At 33.1% G+C, this 18,461-nt stretch carries 15 protein-coding genes; 1 reads left to right on the top strand and 14 read right to left on the bottom strand.

The genetic code is table 11. The features are described 5' to 3' along the window. The first annotated feature begins 80 nt into the window (after positions 1-80). Positions 81-1,508, top strand: a complete 1,428-nt coding sequence (locus SHI72_RS11380) for an MATE family efflux transporter (RefSeq protein ID WP_323490026.1) — start codon at positions 81-83, stop codon at positions 1,506-1,508. A 156-nt stretch (positions 1,509-1,664) separates the two neighbouring features. Here the strand turns inward: SHI72_RS11380 and dusB are convergent, their stop codons facing one another. The 14 genes from dusB to SHI72_RS11310 form a co-directional block, all read right to left on the bottom strand. Beyond that, positions 1,665-2,657, bottom strand: a complete 993-nt coding sequence (gene dusB, locus SHI72_RS11375; RefSeq protein WP_039113353.1) for a tRNA dihydrouridine synthase DusB — start codon at positions 2,655-2,657, stop codon at positions 1,665-1,667. A gap of 341 nt (positions 2,658-2,998) precedes the next feature. After that, complete coding sequence (locus tag SHI72_RS11370) at positions 2,999-4,291, bottom strand: phenylacetate--CoA ligase (RefSeq protein ID WP_323490025.1); 1,293 nt, start codon at positions 4,289-4,291, stop codon at positions 2,999-3,001. Continuing rightward, entirely contained in the window at positions 4,288-5,958 is a 1,671-nt protein-coding gene (locus tag SHI72_RS11365) for a C45 family peptidase (RefSeq protein ID WP_323490024.1), read from the bottom strand. The genes SHI72_RS11370 and SHI72_RS11365 overlap by 4 nt, the downstream gene beginning before the upstream one ends. An 8-nt stretch (positions 5,959-5,966) precedes the next feature. Further along, a complete protein-coding gene (locus tag SHI72_RS11360; protein ID WP_323490023.1) occupies positions 5,967-7,484 on the bottom strand; it encodes an NAD(P)/FAD-dependent oxidoreductase in 1,518 nt (505 codons plus the stop codon). Position 7,485: 1 nt separating this feature from the next. Continuing rightward, complete coding sequence (locus SHI72_RS11355) at positions 7,486-11,169, bottom strand: 1-acyl-sn-glycerol-3-phosphate acyltransferase (RefSeq protein ID WP_323490022.1); 3,684 nt, start codon at positions 11,167-11,169, stop codon at positions 7,486-7,488. A 102-nt stretch (positions 11,170-11,271) separates the two neighbouring features. Then, on the bottom strand, positions 11,272-12,459 hold the full coding sequence (locus SHI72_RS11350) for a DUF2062 domain-containing protein (RefSeq protein WP_323490021.1): 1,188 nt from the start codon (positions 12,457-12,459) through the stop codon (positions 11,272-11,274). 18 nt (positions 12,460-12,477) lie between these two features. Further along, positions 12,478-12,963: a hypothetical protein gene (locus tag SHI72_RS11345; RefSeq protein WP_035620114.1), complete on the bottom strand. Its 486-nt coding sequence runs from the start codon at positions 12,961-12,963 to the stop codon at positions 12,478-12,480. 2 nt (positions 12,964-12,965) lie between these two features. Next, a complete protein-coding gene (locus SHI72_RS11340) occupies positions 12,966-13,337 on the bottom strand; it encodes a 3-hydroxyacyl-ACP dehydratase (RefSeq protein WP_323490020.1) in 372 nt (123 codons plus the stop codon). A gap of 124 nt (positions 13,338-13,461) precedes the next feature. After that, positions 13,462-14,070 carry a porin family protein gene (locus SHI72_RS11335; RefSeq protein WP_039117435.1) on the bottom strand — a complete coding sequence of 203 codons (609 nt, stop codon included), beginning with the start codon at positions 14,068-14,070 and terminating at the stop codon, positions 13,462-13,464. Between the two features lie 33 nt (positions 14,071-14,103). Beyond that, positions 14,104-14,742, bottom strand: a complete 639-nt coding sequence (locus tag SHI72_RS11330; RefSeq protein WP_323490019.1) for a hypothetical protein — start codon at positions 14,740-14,742, stop codon at positions 14,104-14,106. Next, positions 14,708-15,346 carry a LolA family protein gene (locus SHI72_RS11325; RefSeq protein WP_039117437.1) on the bottom strand — a complete coding sequence of 213 codons (639 nt, stop codon included), beginning with the start codon at positions 15,344-15,346 and terminating at the stop codon, positions 14,708-14,710. The genes SHI72_RS11330 and SHI72_RS11325 overlap by 35 nt, the downstream gene beginning before the upstream one ends. Beyond that, positions 15,333-16,112: a polysaccharide deacetylase family protein gene (locus SHI72_RS11320; protein WP_323490018.1), complete on the bottom strand. Its 780-nt coding sequence runs from the start codon at positions 16,110-16,112 to the stop codon at positions 15,333-15,335. Before SHI72_RS11320 ends, SHI72_RS11325 begins: the two co-directional genes overlap by 14 nt. Further along, the gene (locus SHI72_RS11315) at positions 16,109-17,170 is read right to left on the bottom strand and encodes a beta-ketoacyl synthase N-terminal-like domain-containing protein (RefSeq protein WP_323490017.1); all 1,062 of its coding nucleotides are present in this window, start codon (positions 17,168-17,170) and stop codon (positions 16,109-16,111) included. Before SHI72_RS11315 ends, SHI72_RS11320 begins: the two co-directional genes overlap by 4 nt. Continuing rightward, positions 17,167-18,369 carry a beta-ketoacyl-[acyl-carrier-protein] synthase family protein gene (locus SHI72_RS11310; protein ID WP_039113369.1) on the bottom strand — a complete coding sequence of 401 codons (1,203 nt, stop codon included), beginning with the start codon at positions 18,367-18,369 and terminating at the stop codon, positions 17,167-17,169. The genes SHI72_RS11315 and SHI72_RS11310 overlap by 4 nt, the downstream gene beginning before the upstream one ends. Positions 18,370-18,461: the final 92 nt, after the last annotated feature.

Raw genomic sequence — 18,461 nt, 5'->3', positions numbered from 1 at the left:
ATTAGGATGCCTTCAAATTTTTTAAGTCCAGCCAATAAATAATTGGTTCTGGACAATTTTATCATATATCCTTAATTATCATGACAGAAACAACAATACAGAAAAGTTTATTTTCTCGAATTTTCTCAACAATAAAACAAGCTATCAAAGGAGATGAATCTTTTGATTACACTTCGGGCAGTATTAAAAAAGCCGTAATTCTTCTTGCTATTCCAATGGTCTTGGAAATGCTTATGGAATCGGTTTTTGCATTGGTCGATTTATATTTTGTAGGACATCTGGAGCATAGTAGTTTTGCTATTCAGGCAGTTGGACTTACAGAGTCGGTTATTACGATTGTTTACTCAATTGCAATCGGGATTAGTATGGCTGCAACAGCAGTTGTTGCTCGTCGTATAGGCGAAAAAGATCCTGTTGCCGCAGCAAAAGCAGGAATGCAAGCCATTATTATTGCTTTTGCAATTAATAGTGTGATTAGTATTTTTGGTTTTATTTATGCCAAAGACATCTTGTTACTTATGGGTGCATCTGCAGAAGCGGCAGAATATGGTTATAAATTCACCCAAATAATGATAGGCGGAAGCTTATGTGTGATGCTTTTATTTCTTATCAACGGAATATTTCGTGGAGCAGGAAATGCTGCTATAGCCATGAAAAGTCTTTGGATTGCCAATATTTGTAATATCATTTTATGTCCTATTTTAATTAACGGACTAGGACCAATTCCTGCTTTTGGATTAGTTGGAGCTGCTATAGCAACAACTTCTGGACGAAGTATTGGTGTATTATATCAATTGTACCACTTGTTTAATGGTCGTGGGGTTTTAAAGATTATTTCATCTTACTTTATTCCAGACTTTGAGCAAATCAAGGCATTGGTAAAAATTGCTGCGCCAGGAGTATTACAATTTGTTATTGCATCTTGTAGTTGGATTTTTCTGGCACAATTGGTAGCAACAACAGGTGGAGATCATGGTTCTGCAGGATATCAAACCGCATTACGTATCATGATGTTTTTTATTCTTCCGGCTTGGGGATTAAGTAATGCTGCAGCCACTTTGGTTGGGCAAAACTTGGGTGCAAAACAAATAGAACGTGCCGAAAAATCGGTTTTTACAACCGCAAAATACAATGTCATTTTTATGGCTACAATTATGCTTATCACATTCTTTTTTGCAAAATATATAGTTTCATTTTTTACCAATGATATCCTTATCCAAAACATAGCTGTCGAAGCATTACAGATTATGAGTTCTGGATACATTTTCTACGGAATTGGGATGGTATTGATTAATACCTTTAATGGTGCTGGAGATACCTGGACACCTACATTGGTAAACTTCTTTGGTTTCTGGTTATTTCAGATTCCATTGGCCTATATATTAGCCAAACATTTTAAAATGGGACCAACAGGAGTTTTTATCGCAATTCCGGTTGCCGAAACAGCGATAACGTTGGCAAGTATAGTACTTTACAAAAAAGGAAAATGGAAACGTACTCAGGTATAGTAATTTTAAAAGACTAACACAAATTGCACGAATTTCCACAAATTAATCCGTGGTAATTATAGAAGAATCGATTTATGATTATAAATAAGAAAGACCGTCAATTGACGGTCTTTTATTTTAAAATATCTTTGTCAAAGTTTTAAACTTTTTTATTTTTTAAACAAATTCATATCCAGCATATACTTCCTGGATTTCGTTCATTACATTAAATAATCCTTGAGGATCATCGATTGTAACTAGTTTTTGTTTGTATTCTTTAAACGAGTGGATTCCTTTAAAGTAATTGGTATAATGACGACGCATTTCTACAATTCCTAAGCGTTCGCCTTTCCATTCCATCGACCACGTAAGGTGGTTTCTTGCGGCTTCTACACGATCACTAACGGTTGGAGCGGGTAAATGCTCACCAGTTTCAAAAAAGTGCTTTATTTCGTTAAAAATCCAAGGATAGCCAATTGCAGCACGACCAATCATAATACCGTCGATACCGTATTCATTTTTAAATTTTAATGCTTTTTCAGGACTATCGATATCGCCATTTCCGAAGATAGGCATCGTAATTCTAGGATTGTTTTTTACACGAGCAATATGTGACCAGTCTGAATGACCTTTGTACATTTGAGCACGTGTTCTTGCATGAATCGTTAATGCTTGTACACCAATATCTTGTAAGCGTTCGGCAACTTCATCGATGTTTATCGAGTTATCATCCCAACCCAAACGAGTTTTTACAGTAACAGGCAAATTAGTACTATCGATAACAGCTTTGGTTAAACGTACCATTAAATCAACATCTTTAAGAACTCCTGCACCAGCGCCTTTACAAACTACTTTTTTTACAGGACAACCAAAATTAATATCAATTAAATCAGGATTCACGGTAGTAACAATTTTTGATGACATTGCCATCGCTTCTTCATCTCCACCAAAAATCTGAATTCCAACAGGACGTTCGTAATCAAAAATATCCAACTTCATTCGGCTTTTAATAGCGTCACGAATTAATCCTTCCGAAGAAATAAATTCCGAATACATTAAATCGGCTCCGTGTGTTTTGCACAATCTACGGAACGGTGGATCACTCACATCTTCCATAGGAGCGAGTAGTAAAGGAAATTCGGGTAATTCTATGTTGCCAATCTTGACCATCTTCATTATTTTTTGCAAAATTACAACTTTTAGTTTAATTCCTTGCTATTTAGAGATTCAAAGGGGGAGGAGAGGTGCAAAGGCTTAGAGAAGGTTCAGAGGGACAAAGGTTCAAAGGTTCAAAGGTTTTCTATAGAGGTGCGGCAGTTTATCTCTATAAAAAGATTAAAGGCTCAAAGGTTTTAAAAAAGGATCGCATTATTTCCAATTTTAAAACCTTTGAGCCTTTGTTACTCATAGCCCTAGAACCTTCTTTAAACCTTTGTGGCTTTATACGCACAGGAGTGCGTCTCTACGAAAAACCTTTGTCCCTTTGAACCTCAGAACCTTTGTCCCTCTTTTTAAGAAATCCTATTATCGAAGAAACGAATCGGCTTGCGACTCATTGGGTTAAAAACCAAAGGATTTAATATTTCTTTTGAAGTAAATTCTATTTTTGGAGTTACTCTTAATTTTGCTCTAAAGTGGTCTTTGATTTCTTGCAACAATTCATTCGACTGACTTTTCACAGCAATCTTAATCAGGATTTCATCTGTTCCTAAATCATTGGTGAATATCTCGATGATGTGATTTTCGATAGCATCAAAGTCACTTAAAACATCATTCATCGCTGGCGGATAAAGGGTTGTTCCTTTATATTTTATCATTTGTTTTTTACGCCCGATAACTGGACCAACACGCAAAGTATTTCTTCCGCAAGCACATGGAGTATCGTGCAACTGAACAATATCGCCAGTTTTAAAACGCAATAAAGGCATGGCTTCAATACCTAAAGTGGTAAAAGTAAGTTCACCAGCTTCGCCATTTTTTACTCGATTATTATTTTCATCAAGAACTTCTACAATGATTAATTCAGGATGATGATGTCCTCCGTTTTGATGTTCACATTCGGTAAAGGCTGTGCTCATTTCGGTTGAGGCATAAGTCGAGAATAGCTTAATATCCCATTTATCTGTTATTTTTTTAGATAAAATATTCATCGAAAAATCTTGATTTCTCAGTGATTCTCCAATACAAATAGCGCCTTTTATGCTCGAATTATTATAATCGATATTATGGCTTTCGGCATATTCTATCAGTTTTAGCAAAAAGGAAGGAACGGTAATTAGATATGAAGGATTATATTTTAAGATAGAATCCCATTGCAATTCGGGTATTCCTGCACCAACACGGATTACACCTACTTTTAATTTTCGTAATCCTAAAAAGTAAGCTAGTCCAGCCATGAATTTGCGATCAATTGTAGTCATAAGTTGTACAATATCACCTTCTTTGATTCCGGCACAGTCAAAAGAAATAGCTTCGTTGTAAGCCAATCTGTCTAAATCGGCATCGGTTAAACCAAAAGTTACAGGATCACCTAAAGTTCCCGAAGTGGTTGCAAAATCGATGATTTTAGAAACTGGTACACACAGAAAATCATCGTTATTATTCTGAAGATCTTCTTTGGTAGTAACAGGCAAAAGTTGAAGATCTTCCAGTGTTTTGATAGTAGAAACATCGATGTTTTTTTTCTCAAAAAGGTCTTTATAATAAGGTGAATTCTGACTTATGTAAGTCAAAAGCTCAACTAATTTTTGTTCTTGAAAAGCTTTAATTTCTTCTAAAGAACCTTTTTCTATTTCTGGAATCATCTTAATTTTCTTTTGATTTTCTTAATATATTTTTCAACTTTCTGTTTTTCAGGAAGTGTGGTAATTTCTTTTGTCAATGCTTTTTCAAAGTGATTTTGTGCCAAAGTATATTCTTTTTTCTGATAAAAATACAATCCCACTTTGTAATAAACTACCCAGTAATCAGGGTTTAAGGATTGATATTCTTGAATAAATTCAGGTGAAATTGCGTTCTTGCTTTTTAAATAAGAATTGATTTTTTCATCTTCAATTCTGAATTTTTGATAATTTTTAAATTCGGCTGTTGCCAAAAAAGGATCTTTGGCAATATTCAATTCACTCTCGGACAAAGATACAATTGTATCTGTTTGCTCTCTGTTTTTAAATATTTTATTCAAGTCGTAACAAACAAATTCTCCCAGTTGATACGGATTGGCAGAAACCCAAACTAATTTTTCTTCGGGTTTAAAAATTATGCCATGGTGCGCCATTAATTGATTTAAGGATTTTTCGTTACCATAACCCAATTTGATATTTTCCAGACCATCTTTGTTTCTGAGTATTTCGGAAGCTTTTTTAGGATTTACTTTTGGAGTTTCTTCAAAAAGTTCCACCATTCTATCGTATCGATATTTCGAATGACTGTTTAGGATTTGGTTCTCATTTCGTTTATCATCCTTTAAAGCGTCACTCTGAAAATGATTGGAACAAATAAGCTGATTGTTGTTTGAGACTTCATAAACTCCAAATTTGTGTGGAGAAACTTCTATTAAAACGGCTTTGTTATCATTGGCACTTCCTACCATTATAGATTCGGAAACAAAAACAGTTGTCTTTTTTGCAATAGCAATAGCTTCATCTATGTTAGTTGCATATTGTAATATTTGGCGGGTGAGAACAGAAATAGGAGTTTTAGCAATTAGTGGAATTTTCGATTTTCCTGCATTGATGGTTACTGTTAATCCTTCCTGATTCATTCCTGAAACTGCTCCAATCATTCCCGGCCAGGTTACCATCATAAACGGATGACCTGTTTTTGGTTTTATAAAGGCTACGATTTTGTCTTTCGCGAAAGCGTCATTTACATAAAAATCGAAATTGCGACCAAGAATTAAATTCCCATCTTCAGATTTTTCTCCCCAAGCAGCAAATGAGGAACAACCTACTAATGCCAAATCTTGTAATGCGTGCCCAATATCGTGCGCTGCATGCAAATACAAATTGCGTAAATATTGCGATGCGATGGCATCATAATCATGCGATGTATATTGAGAAACGCCGTAAATTTCGGTTTGATATTCTTCGGGAACATTGAGGTATAATTTCCTGTTGTACCATTTTAAAAAGTTCCGAAGCATATTTTGCTTAAACTTTGAAGGTACCAAATCTTTAATTTTTGAGAAAAATATGAGTTCTTGCTTCTTTAAAAGAGAGTCAGTTAATGCTCCAGAATTAAGTCCAATTTGATATGCGTCGCCTTCTACATAAAGTTCCCAAAGACCTTGTTTGTTTTTTAAAAGAGAGTTCTTTCCAACTGAAAATACGGAATCGGATTGTTTTTTTACGATAGGTAAAATAGTATCATAATCTGCGATATTGGGCTGATGATGCATTGATTTTGAAGTGCCACAGGAGAGAAACACCAACAAAAAACCGATTAAGAATACAATCAGAATTCGCTTTTTCATAATCAAAATTATTCAGAGGCTTGATTGATTTTGGTTACTAGATATTCTTTCCCAACTATTTCTGAGCAAGTAACAACGGCGCCAATAGTTACGCCCAAAACGCCATGCATATTAATACTTTGTCCTGTTAAATACAGGTTGTTAAGTTTGGTCTTAGAAGCAATAAATGATTTCATAGGATTGTTAGAATCTTTAATGTAACCATACATATTACCATTATGTCCACCAATATAATCACGATAAGAAAGTGGAGTAGAAGTGTGTATCGATTGGATACAATCTTTTATTCCGGGAAATTTTATCTCGATTTCGTTTAAAAACTTGGTTGCTTTACGGGATTTAAATTCATCATAACTTTCGCCACGATCATTCTTTTCGGCAGTCGTATTAAATGTATCTACCCAAGGTAATAAATCGTCGAATTTCATGTAGGTAATAAAAGTCATTCCATCCGCCCATTCTTCCTCTTTTTTAGATGCGTTCATGGATGCCATATATGCTTTTGGCCAAGAGTTTTCGTTATACTCATGGGCAGTCCAAACATCATTACTATTTTTAAAATGATAGTAGTTATGATTGATGTATTTAAATGTATTTGGTTTAAAAACCAAGTACAAACTAAACGCTGAGATTACACCTTCGAGACTTTGGATTCGGCTATAAAATGATTTTCTAAAATTTTCTTCCCCAACCATTTTTAAAGTGGTTTTAGGTTCAATGTTAGAGATGAAGTACGTTGCCGAAACTTCGGTTCCATCTTTTATTTTAACGTTGGTAACATTGTTGTCTTCAACATTAAAGCGAACGACTTCTTTGTATTTATGAACTTCACCCCCGTATTTTTTTAATTGTTTAATGAGTTGTTTTGTAATCTGGCTTCCACCATTTATACATCTCCAAGAACTCTGAATGTATGAGTTTACAGATAAAGCATGTACATAAAAAGGTGATTTATCTTCAATACCAGCATATAAAAAATTAGAACCAGCAAGCACAGCTCTTAGTTGTTTATTATCGGTTATCTCATCGATGGTTTGTTTGGCATTTAAGGTCAGGATATCGCTATCGTATTTCCCTTCCCAACGCAAGTTGTATAACGGGAACGAATCGCAGGTATCTTTTATTTTTGTGCAATAATTTTCTATTGCTTCTTTTTCTTCTGGAAAGTGTTTTAATAATTGGGCAACGAAGTTATCATATCCTTGAGCATGTGGATATTCTTTGTTTTCATCTTCAAATGAGATGATATCAAAACCATCTTCATCCATTTTTTTTAGTTTCAAATTATCCATGATGCCTAGATATTTGAAATATTTATACAAATTTTGTCCTTCACTCAGTCCTCCGATATAGTGAATTCCTGTATCAAAAATGGTTTTATCTCTCACAAATGTTTGGAGGTTTCCACCAAACTGATTATTTTTTTCGAGCACACAAACGCTATATCCTTCTTTGGCAAGAATAATAGCCGAAACAAGACCGCCTAAACCGCTTCCTACGATAACAACATCATAACGTTCTTTCATGCTATTCTTTCTTTAAGACTATAATTTTGTCTTCTTCATTTGTACAAGTATAGCCAAAATTAAGCAATGTGTCCTTTAAACTTGTGCTATTTATTAAAATAAAACAAGATGTTGTCGGAATAATTTTTTCAATAATTGAGTTGTAACTTTCGTCGGAAACTAAAACAACATCATATTGTTTTTGTAATGCCACATCTAGATTTTCCAGATAATGTATGGCTCTTTTCTTAACGATATAATTGGTTTGTGCAACCTTATGTTTTTCTTCATCGGTTGTATAAGAATCAATCTTTCGTTGTGGTTCTTGTAATGTTAATAGTAAATCGAGTTGGCCATAATCATTGGTAAGATGCAAGATTTTGGCTTTAGGTTTTATGTATTTATTTAATAGATAATAGGTCTCTAAATTGGTTTTTAGATTCTTTTTTACACTATTTATTATTTCTGATTCTTTATAATCAAAACTATTGATAATTATTTTTTTGAAATAATCTGGTCCTTCAAGCTGCTCTCGTACTTTATGGAATTCGGCTTTAAAGAAGGTGCTTATTTGCTTTGTTCTTTCGGTATAATTTTTCCCAAAAGAAAGATTATCAGGAGTAATTCGCTCAAGAATAGAAATGGTTATTGCACTATCATATATAATGAAATCTCCTTTTGGCAACGCTTCTGAAGTACCGTGGATCAGGATAGGAATAATATCCAGATTAAAATGTTCTGCAAGATAAAATGCGCCTTTATGGAATCGTTTTACCTGATTGCTTTCAGATCTTGTTCCTTCTGGGAAAACCATTAAGGAATATCCTTCGTCAATTTTTTTGCGTAAATGTTCAAGACCTCCTTCAAGACCTTCTGATACGGGATAAAAACCTGCTTTTCTTACCGTAGCACCAAAAATAGGAGAATTATAAACCCAGTCGCTTACCAGATAAATGATTTTAGGGCTTAGCATTCCAACTGCCAAAATATCTAAAAAGGAAGAATGGTTGGCAATAATTACAGCTGGTTTTTCGAATTTCTCGTTATGAATATTAATTACTTTTTTGCTTACAAATGGATTTGTATATAAAACGGATTTCATGAATTTAGAAATCAGATATCGGAATCCTTTTATTTTTGTCTCTTCTTTTAGAGGAAGAATTTTCATAAATGTCAGGCAAAAAAGGGACATTAGGACTCCACCAAGACCATAGTATAAAAATGATAATACGCCATGTATAAAGGAACGAAGCTGGAATGGTGCTTTTCCGTTTTTAGGGCGATTAGACAAGAATAGCTTGAATAAAATGGGGTAGAAGATAAATGTAATGATTAGCGCTGCAAAAACCCCAATTAATGAAATTGATGAAATAGATTGTAATGCGGGGTGTTTGGCAAATATCAAAGCACCAATTCCTAGTATGGTTGTTATTACCGCAAGTATAATTGATGTTCTGTATATCGCAATCTCATTCTTTCCGGTTGTATATTCTTTTTGTAAGGCGCTTGTCATGAAAATACTAAAATCGACACCATGACCAAAAATCAAAGTACATACAATCATGCTAAAAATATTCAATTCGATATTAAAAATTCCCATGATACCAGCAGTTACAATTCCGGTTAATGCAATCGGAATGCAACTTATAATAACCAATTCAACTCTTCTGAAAAAGAAGAACAGAATAAGGATCACGGCGACAAAAGAATAATTTACAAGAGAATTAAAATCGGCTTTTAGTGTGCTAAAGAAAGTTTCATTCATTTGCTGGCGGTCAATTGCCAATAAACCATCTTTGACGGAAGCCGATTTTACAAATGCGTCACGTTGTTCGGGAGCAACTTTTACTAATGTTGAGATGGTGAAAAAGCCGTTTTTCTCACTAATAAATTCCTGTAATTGTAAGGCACTTATCTTTAAATAATCCTGATAGGTTATAGGTTTAAAACTGGCATCAAGATGGTCAAAAAAAGCGGTGTAGGTTGTGGGTTTAAACCCAAGTTTTGCACCTTCGTTTATTAATTGAGATTTTAATAGTTGCTTTTTATTAGTATCCCAAAACGAATTCCATTTATCTATTTTTTGCTTTTGCTCCTTTTGCGAAAGCATAATCCCTCCTACTGAACTATAATTTAATATTTTGTTTTCCTGTTTTTCTTTTGCAAGAGCATTAAAAAGCAAGCTATTTTTTTGCAAAACATCTTCCATACTATTTCCGTAGGATGCCAGATAAATAGTTTTAGAAGTTAGGCTTGTTGTACTTTCTTCAAGATCTTTTTCGGCAGCTTTAATTTCTTTTGGAACAAAATTAAGTTGTGATAAATCGTTATTAAAACCAACATCGTTATAAGTAAAACAACAAATGATTGTAATAAGAACGCAAAAGCCAATTAAGAATTTATTGTTATGAAATGAAAAATGCGCCAATTTATCAATCACATTTTTCTTGTGTTCAAAATTGTTTTCTTTTGGTTTATACAAATGCGGAACAATGAGAAGGGAGAAAAATGCGGAAGCCATTACAATTACTGCAGCAAAAATTCCTAAGTCGTTTAATGCATCCGATTTTACAAAAAGCAGACATAAAAATGCAACAGCAGTTGTAGAACTACTCATGATTACTGGCATCGTAATGTCTTTGTACAATGTTTTTACATCGCTATTGTGCTTGTAATGTGTTAAGATATGTATAGAATAATCTATTGTGATTCCTAAAAGAATTGAACCAATACCAAGTGAAATCGCCGAAATTCTTTCCTTGACAAAGTATAAAAATGCAACGGCAAATAAAGCTCCAAAAACGGTTGGGAGAAAAATGATTAATGGGATAAATACTTTGCGATAAAACAAAATCAGAATAAGCATTAGCGTAATCATTGCAATAGTTGTAGTAAGTACAATATCGCCTTTAATCTGGTTGGCATTTGCAACAGCAATAAGTGCTGAACCAAAATAACTTACTGAAGCTTTTGTTTTAAATTGCTTGTTTAAATTGTCTTTTATTGTATTAAGCTTTGCTGCAAAAATGGAGTTTTGTTCTGTTTCGCTCGAAGGCAAATTAGAAGTAATAAACAACAATAATTTTTTTTTGTCTTTGGTCATTACAAAACCATTGTCGAGGGTAAAATCATCGCCAACATTTAATTGCTGTAATTTTTTTAAGGCTATAAATGAAATCCCTAATGGATCTTGTAATATAAAATCTTTGGTAATAAATCCCGAAGGGGAGATTATCGATTTGTAATTTCCTTGCACTGTTGCCGCAATACTATCTTGTTGCAATTTTGATTGTATGGTTGCATAATCTTTATCGTCTAGAAAAAGTGGCACATTGTTGTAAACAAAATCGATAGTTTCCTGAATGTTTTCTTCATCGATTTTTCCTTGTACAGCTGTTATATAAGGTTTGCAAGTTTTGGCAATACTATCTGTAAAAACTGCTGCCATTTCTTTTAAATCTTCATCTGTTCCGTCTTTTTCAGTTTGGAAAATAATGGTAATTTTATCTGCAAAATTAAGTTGCTTTAGTACTTTGGCAGTAACATCGGTTTTATCGTTTGTTGGAATAAGTTTGGTGATATCTTCTTCAAATTTAATTTTTGAAGCAAAAAATCCAAATATAAAAAGCATCGCAATTGCCAAGAAAACCGATAACGATTTTCTCTTATTTACAAATAGATGTATGGCGTAGAAATAATGATGCATGCTTATAGTTTTTTTAGCCACTGATTATACTGATCCGCACAGATTATTCCCGTTGCGAATATAATTTTCTTTAATCCTTTAATATGTGGCAAAATATTTAATTTAATTATTGGTTTTATTTTTGGGTGTACTAAACAATGTTAAAAGTAAGTAGGCTATTGATCCTAATAATAATGCCATTACGGATGCTAATACTAAACTCCCAACAACATATTGTGTTACATTCTTTGATACATCTGTAAGTGATAGTGAATCATTTAGTACCAAAGAAGCTGTATTTGTTATAAAAAGACTTCCCATTTTTAAAGATCCATATATTACTAATGGGATGAATGGTGGGAAACTAACATTTGATGCCAAAAAAGCGATGACTTTATTAAGCTTGAATAAGGTGGCAGAGAAAAGAAGTAATACGGTCTGGAATCCCCAAAATGGTGAAATTCCAATAAAAACTCCTAATGCAATTGCTGCCGATTTTTTAAAATTTGATTCATCGCTTTCCAGAATATCTTCTAGTAGGAATTTTTTAAGTCCTTTTTTTTTAATTTTAAGAACTAAATCTCTGGGTTTAATGTAAACAAGAGCAATAAAAACCAATACGGTATTTAAGATACTGATTCGGGTAAAATCCTTGAATGGACGAAAATGCGAAACTCTTTCCAGTGGGTCGTATAAAACTTTGACTGGAATGTTTTTAACCGGAATGCCTTTCCAGGCAGCACGTACAATTATCTCGATTTCAAATTCAAATTTAGGCGTGAAATGTCTCTCGGGAATTAATCGTAAAGGGTATAATCGAAATCCAGATTGTGTGTCCTGAAGTCGAATTCCTGTTTCAAACCAAAACCAGAAGTTTGAAAATTTGTTTCCGAAACTACTTTTTTTAGGTACATTTTCCTGAGTCATATTACGACTTCCAATAAGCAAGGAATTTGGTTCTTTTTGGATAGCATCAATAAACGAAGGAATATCCGAAGCAAAATGTTGTCCATCGGAATCGATTGTTATTGCATATTCGTAATTTAAAGCAATTGCTTTATTAAAACCGTTTTGTAATGCAATTCCTTTTCCTTGATTCTCGGGATGGTGAATTTGTATGAGTTCTGGAAAATTTTCTAAAATTTCTCTTGTTTTATCTGTCGATCCATCATTGACTACAATAACATCTTTGGTGCAGGTTAAAATAGAATCAAGAACTTTTGCTAACGTTTTGTGGTTGTTGTACGTGGGTACAATAACACAAAAATTAGTTTGGGCAAGTTGTTCTTCTTGAGATAAAATAGGTTCCATTTTGTGGTTTTTCTTTAACTACTTTACAGTTTGCTTTTCTTCTGCAGAAAAACTTTTAGATTGTAGGATAAAGTTCTTTAGATATTCTTTTAGCGCAGTATTTTGATCTTTATAATGTGCCAGAATAAATTTTTTGTCTTCTTTGATGTTTTTTTTATAACCCGTAATTCCAGGAACATTTTCCTGAATACTTAATCGAATCATTCTAATTTCTATCGAGTTTGGCTCTTTTACGACAGTGCTTTCTAATAATTTAGCACCTTCTTTAAAACGACTCATTTTGGCCGAAACTTTCTTCTCATATTTAGAATCCAAAAGGATAGAAGCGGCTTTATATGCTACCAGAATATTTTCGTCTGTGGTCGAAATGTCATTTAGTTTTGCAGTAAAATCTTTTGCACTTGTCTCAGAACCAGAAGCTGTTGGGTATATTTTCCTGATAGTTGCAAGATCTGGTGTACTTACCAGACTTACTAATAAAAATAAGGATAAAAATAATTTCATGATTAAGTCTTTTTATAAACATTGCTTAGTTTTAAAGCAACCGTTTTATTAAAATAAGTCGTGTTTTTTACTTTTACCAAACCGTCTTCGGTTGTGATGATATCCAATTCTAAACGTAATTCGGGTGTAACTTCGGGATTAATTAGCGCCATGAATTTTACATTACTTAGCGTTTGCATCATTAGGTTACTTTTGGTAATTGTTTCCGAAAGTTCTTTTATAATTTGTATCATACATACTCCCGGCATTATCGGGTTGTCTGGAAAATGACCTTTAAAAACATCGTGTTTATCATTTACTAAAATGACAGCATCGTATTTAGAATCACTTGTGTTTTCTAATGAAAGTATTTTATAAAAGTCTTTTAAAACCATAGTTACATTTTATTTCAACCCTGTTGGGTGTAGTTAATTTTAACGTATGAAATCTATGTTTTTATACGTTAAATAAAATTTTTATGACCCGAGCGAACAGATGCTGTAATTTATACCTAACAGGTTATTTTACTTTAAATGTATAACTAATCCCAATTTGGAAAACGTTATTTAAGATGATGTTATCATAGTAATCATCATATCCGTTATCAATACCATCATATCCGTAAATATCGATTAGTCCTTGTTTAAATCTTGCTTCAAAAGTTAAACCATTAGGTAAAGTATATCCAAGACCAGCAACGAAAGCAACATCAACTCCAACTGGATTGTAGTCGTATGAAGGGAAATTATCACTTGTTTTAAAATCTACCGATGGACCACCTAATATATGAAATCCACCTCCCGCAAAATGAAATTTAGCAACCGCACCTAATGAAACATAATTTAATTCGTAGGTTACTTTACTTGATCTAAATGATCCTAATGCGTATTCACGTGCTTCTGCACCTTGTCTTGTGTAGGTTAGTTCTGGCTGAAGAGTAAAATATTTATTGAATCTTATGGCTACCAAACCACCCACATAAAAATCTGTTTTAGCGTCGCTAGATCCAAAATTGGTTAAGTTCGAAATATTTAAACCCCCACGAATTCCTGGACTTACAGTTACCTGAGCTTGTGTGTTAAGGATTCCAACAAGGAATACAACTGCGATTAAGATTAATTTTTTCATTTTTGATTTAATTTTTAATGATTCGTTTAATTTTTACTCTGATTTAAAATAATTCAGCTCTATTTTTAACTTTATATTTTGATGTAAAATCTCTATTTTTTCTGCAAAAATATTGTTTTCTGAACTAAAACTAATAGTTATTTTTTCTTTTGTTTGTGAGGCATGTACTACCTTCTCTAGTTTGTTATTTTCTTTAGATAAAAATATAAAATTATATTGCTTGCCATCTTTGGTTTGGTAGATGGTATTTTCTTGATTTTCAAATGATTTGTCGATTATGTAGTCCTTTTTAAGAAGTAAACGAAAATCTTTTTTTAAGGTCGAAATAAGAATTTTTCGGTCTAATTCGGATACAATTGAGTTGACTTTAAAACTGGTTTCCGAAATTTCAAAGTCTAATAATTTGTTACCAAATTCAGTTGTAAATACTACTCGATGTGTAGTATCATTTATTTTCTTGGCAATAAAAATTCCTGACAGTTCATGACCATAAACCGTTATGTTTGCTTTATAGACATAATCAATTTTGGGATTAGAAAAATAAGGAGCTTCGTAAGTCGTTTTTTCTAATGGTTTTGGAGAATAATTTTTGGTAATTTTTTGACCACAAGAAAACAAGAAAATGACTAGAAAGCAATTAATTAGTAAAAACGGAGTCGTCGATTTTTGCATTTATCACTTTATTTTTAAGTACAATTCGAGTATAATCTTCAGATGATTCAAGTAATTTTACCTGAACAACAGTTGCGTCTTCTTTATCAAAAGTCAATTCTATTTGCTTGATGTATTTTTTTAAAGTTACATCTTTTGGAATAAACTTGGCAATGTTCTGGTTTTTTGATTTAAAATAGCTGATGCTAAATTCCTTATCATCAAACATATCGCCACTTACACTACCTACAATAAGTTTATTGATTCGACCAAATATTTTACTATTTCCAATATCGACCGCACTTTTTTTGCCTTCGTCATTAATCAGGATTTTACCGTTTTTAAAAACAATACTATAATTATATGGTTTTTTGTATTGCCATTGTAATAAGCTTGGTTCTTTAAAAATCATCTTTCCAGATGTTTCAATATCCTTGGATAAAAAATCCAAATGTTTGTACTGAACGAAATCGGTACTTAATGTTTTTATTTTTTTAGAAACTACATTCACTGATTGCTTGAAAGCTGCAATTTCACTATCAGACATTTTTTGTTCTTGTGCAAACGAGTTCAAGACGAACAGGTTCAGAATTATAACGGATAAGTATATTTTAGTCTTCTTCATATGCTTTAAGATTCAAAAGTTTTTCAACCGAAATTACGGTGTAATTGTTTTGCTGCAAGAACTGCAAGAACTGTTCCAAGACCAAAACCGAATGCTTGGCTGTATCGTGCAAAAGTACAATTCCGCCAGGAGAAACTCGTTTTATAATGCGATTGTAAATGATTTCTTGGTCTTTAATGCCGCCATCAAGGGATCGGATATTCCAACCAATTACTTTATGTTTACTTATTTTTAAAGCTCTTCGTATAGATGGTGTTGTTACGCCATACGGAGGCCTGAAAAACTGTATTTTTTTTGAAGTAAATTTTTCCAGTAATGCATCCGTTTTCCTCAGTTCTTCGAGTATTTTTTTAGCATTGTAAAAATCAAAAAAATCAGAATGACTATAAGAATGATTCCCTACCAAATGTCCTTCGGATAAAATACGTTCTATAATTTCGGGATGTTTCTCGATGTTTTTTCCAATGCAGAAAAAGGTAGCTTTTACATCGTATTTTTTTAAAACATCCAGAATTTCTAATGTAGTTTCGCTTGGACCATCATCAAACGTTAATGCAATTTTCTTTTTAGTTACCGACGAATTATTGCAATAGGCTCTTACATGATAATTAGAATTTATCCGTGCCGAGTTTATCGCAGCAATACTCAACCAGATTATTCCAATGATAATAAACCACCAAATATTGATTGCGATATAAAGTTTCGAAAGAAGCAGTAAAAGCAATATGATGATAAAAAACAAAGAAGTGTTTTTATGCGTTATCATTTTGAAATTAATGTAAAACTATGGTCTTTACCGTTTAATTGATTGTACAATAAAATAGTATTATATGCTGGTTTCTCTAGTGAATTAACTTTAATTAGTTCTGGGATTGTTTGTGTCTTGATAATTTTAGAACCAACCCATAATCCAAAAGACGAAGCAGTATTGTATTCTCCACAAAGATGTTTGTAATAAACCTGTGGTGTATTTTCGAAAGCATTTTCGGTTAAATTAGTATAATAAGAATCGAATTCTACATCACCATTTAAGCCTAAAACCACAGCATCAATATCCGAAATTTTTAAATTATTCGACTTTAAGAATTCAATAATTTCAGCTTCAACTTCACTTTCTTGCAATTTGTTCTTGATTTCTACATTTAGAAGTTCAGCATAAGTAGTTTCTTTTTTTTCATTTTCTAAAACAAAAAAACTAGCTCCTTCACCACAAACATATCCTTTTGTGGTTTCGTTTAAAAGTTCGTAAGGTTCATTTCTTTCTCCTTTTATGTATCCTGCTAATTTAAAAAGTGAGATAGTATAATCTCCATTTTCATCAACTCCACCCACTAATACTGAGTTGGCTTCGTTTCCTTCAATCTGCATTTTTGCATCCAAAAGAGCCGACTCAAAGGAGATTGCACCATTTACATAAGTAAAGTTATATCCCTTGCATTGCAATGTTAGGGCTATTTGTGCTCCAACAGTATTGTGTGTTGATTGTATAAAAGCAGTAGGAGTTAAAAACTCCTCGTTATTATCGATAATTGCTTTTAGGAATTTCTCCGAATCTTCGATGCACCCCATTCCGGTTCCGGTAATAATAGCATCGATGTTCGAAATATTGGCTTCTTTTAAGGCATAAGCCGAAGCTACGATTCCGTTTTTGATTCCATTAGCCATTCTTCGGCTTGCAACTGGAGAAATGAAATCTTTGTAGACAGGTTTTTTTAAAAATAAAACGTTGTCATTTTTATTCCATTCAGCATCTTCTAAAAAAACAGTATCAAATGTTTTTTGAGCTGAAAGACAACCTGTACCATTTATATATGTTTTCTTCATTTGCTTTTAGAAAATATAAGAGTAGAACAATTACCACCAAACCCGAAAGAATTTGATAATACGTGTTCGATATTTTTATGTTTTAATGTTGTTTGTGGCGTCAGATTAAATTCCTGCATTGGAGTTTCAAAGTTTAAACTTGGGAAAACCACATTGTTCTGAATAGCAAGTACGCTATAAACCGCTTCGATTGCTGCCGCTGCCGCAAGTGTATGTCCTGTAAAAGGTTTGGTCGAGCTAAAATCGGGAACAGGTTTCTGGTCGTAAATTCTAAGAATTGCTCTTCCCTCAGATAAATCATTATTGGGAGTTGCCGTTCCGTGAACATTTATATAATCGATCTCGCCAGGGTTTATAGCAGCAACATCAAATGCTTTTTTCATAGCAAGATAAGCACCATCGCCATTTTCGGACGAAGCAGTTTGATGAAAAGCATCATTGGCATTGCCATAACCTGAAACTCGAGCGAGAACTTTTTTGTTTTCTTTTTTTACAATTTCTTCAGATTCTAAAACTAAGAACGCAGCTGCTTCGCCTAGGTTTAATCCTTTGCGTTCATCATCAAATGGTTTATTATATCCATCAGATAATATCATTAAAGTTTTAAAACCGTTGATTGTAAATTTTGCCAAAGCATCGGTTCCACCAACAATTACTCGGTCTAGTTTTCCGGTTTTTATCAATCGTGCACCAAGCATAATTGCATTTGCAGCCGAAGAACAAGCGGTGCTTATTGTAGTAACCATTCCTATTAATCCGAGTTCGTCGGCAATTTTCTGGGCTACATCGCCACAATTATGACAACTAATGTATTTTTCGAGCTCGGGATTATCAAAATAATCGTAATAATATTTCTCGGTCATATCCATTCCGCCAACGCTTGTTGCCGAAATTAATCCCGTTTTATATTCATTAATTGATGTAATTCCTGCATTTGCTACAGCTTCTTTGGCAGCAATTGTACCAAGCATAGCTGTTCTCGAAAAGTTGTTTTCTTCGTCAAGTTGTAATTGAGCGATTAACTCAGCATTGGTTTTTTTTATTTCACCAACCTTAATAACATCGGCATGAACTGTCGAAATGTTTTCGATAGTTGTAATAGCAACTTTGTTATTTATTAATGAAATATAATTTTCCTCAACCGAATTCCCGATTGAAGAAATTATTCCCATACCAGTTATAGCAACTCCTTTTACCATTTTTTTAGACGACTTAGATTTTTAGACTTACTTAGACTTCTTAGATTTTCTAGATAAAAATTCATGAAAAACTAGAGGATAGTTGAATAATT

It is taken from the genome of Flavobacterium sp. PL02, from assembly GCF_035013205.1.
Lineage (GTDB): Bacteria > Bacteroidota > Bacteroidia > Flavobacteriales > Flavobacteriaceae > Flavobacterium.
The sequence above is the reverse complement of the archived record's forward strand: the minus strand, read 5'-3'. Positions and strand labels throughout refer to the sequence as shown.

Coding starts and splice junctions, on each gene's coding strand:
- SHI72_RS11380 (WP_323490026.1), top strand. CDS start 81: ATGACAGAAACAACAATACAGAAAAGTTTATTTTCTCGAATTTTCTCA.
- dusB (WP_039113353.1), bottom strand. CDS start 2,657: ATGGTCAAGATTGGCAACATAGAATTACCCGAATTTCCTTTACTACTC.
- SHI72_RS11370 (WP_323490025.1), bottom strand. CDS start 4,291: ATGATTCCAGAAATAGAAAAAGGTTCTTTAGAAGAAATTAAAGCTTTT.
- SHI72_RS11365 (WP_323490024.1), bottom strand. CDS start 5,958: ATGAAAAAGCGAATTCTGATTGTATTCTTAATCGGTTTTTTGTTGGTG.
- SHI72_RS11360 (WP_323490023.1), bottom strand. CDS start 7,484: ATGAAAGAACGTTATGATGTTGTTATCGTAGGAAGCGGTTTAGGCGGT.
- SHI72_RS11355 (WP_323490022.1), bottom strand. CDS start 11,169: ATGCATCATTATTTCTACGCCATACATCTATTTGTAAATAAGAGAAAA.
- SHI72_RS11350 (WP_323490021.1), bottom strand. CDS start 12,459: ATGGAACCTATTTTATCTCAAGAAGAACAACTTGCCCAAACTAATTTT.
- SHI72_RS11345 (WP_035620114.1), bottom strand. CDS start 12,963: ATGAAATTATTTTTATCCTTATTTTTATTAGTAAGTCTGGTAAGTACA.
- SHI72_RS11340 (WP_323490020.1), bottom strand. CDS start 13,337: ATGGTTTTAAAAGACTTTTATAAAATACTTTCATTAGAAAACACAAGT.
- SHI72_RS11335 (WP_039117435.1), bottom strand. CDS start 14,070: ATGAAAAAATTAATCTTAATCGCAGTTGTATTCCTTGTTGGAATCCTT.
- SHI72_RS11330 (WP_323490019.1), bottom strand. CDS start 14,742: ATGCAAAAATCGACGACTCCGTTTTTACTAATTAATTGCTTTCTAGTC.
- SHI72_RS11325 (WP_039117437.1), bottom strand. CDS start 15,346: ATGAAGAAGACTAAAATATACTTATCCGTTATAATTCTGAACCTGTTC.
- SHI72_RS11320 (WP_323490018.1), bottom strand. CDS start 16,112: ATGATAACGCATAAAAACACTTCTTTGTTTTTTATCATCATATTGCTT.
- SHI72_RS11315 (WP_323490017.1), bottom strand. CDS start 17,170: ATGAAGAAAACATATATAAATGGTACAGGTTGTCTTTCAGCTCAAAAA.
- SHI72_RS11310 (WP_039113369.1), bottom strand. CDS start 18,369: ATGGTAAAAGGAGTTGCTATAACTGGTATGGGAATAATTTCTTCAATC.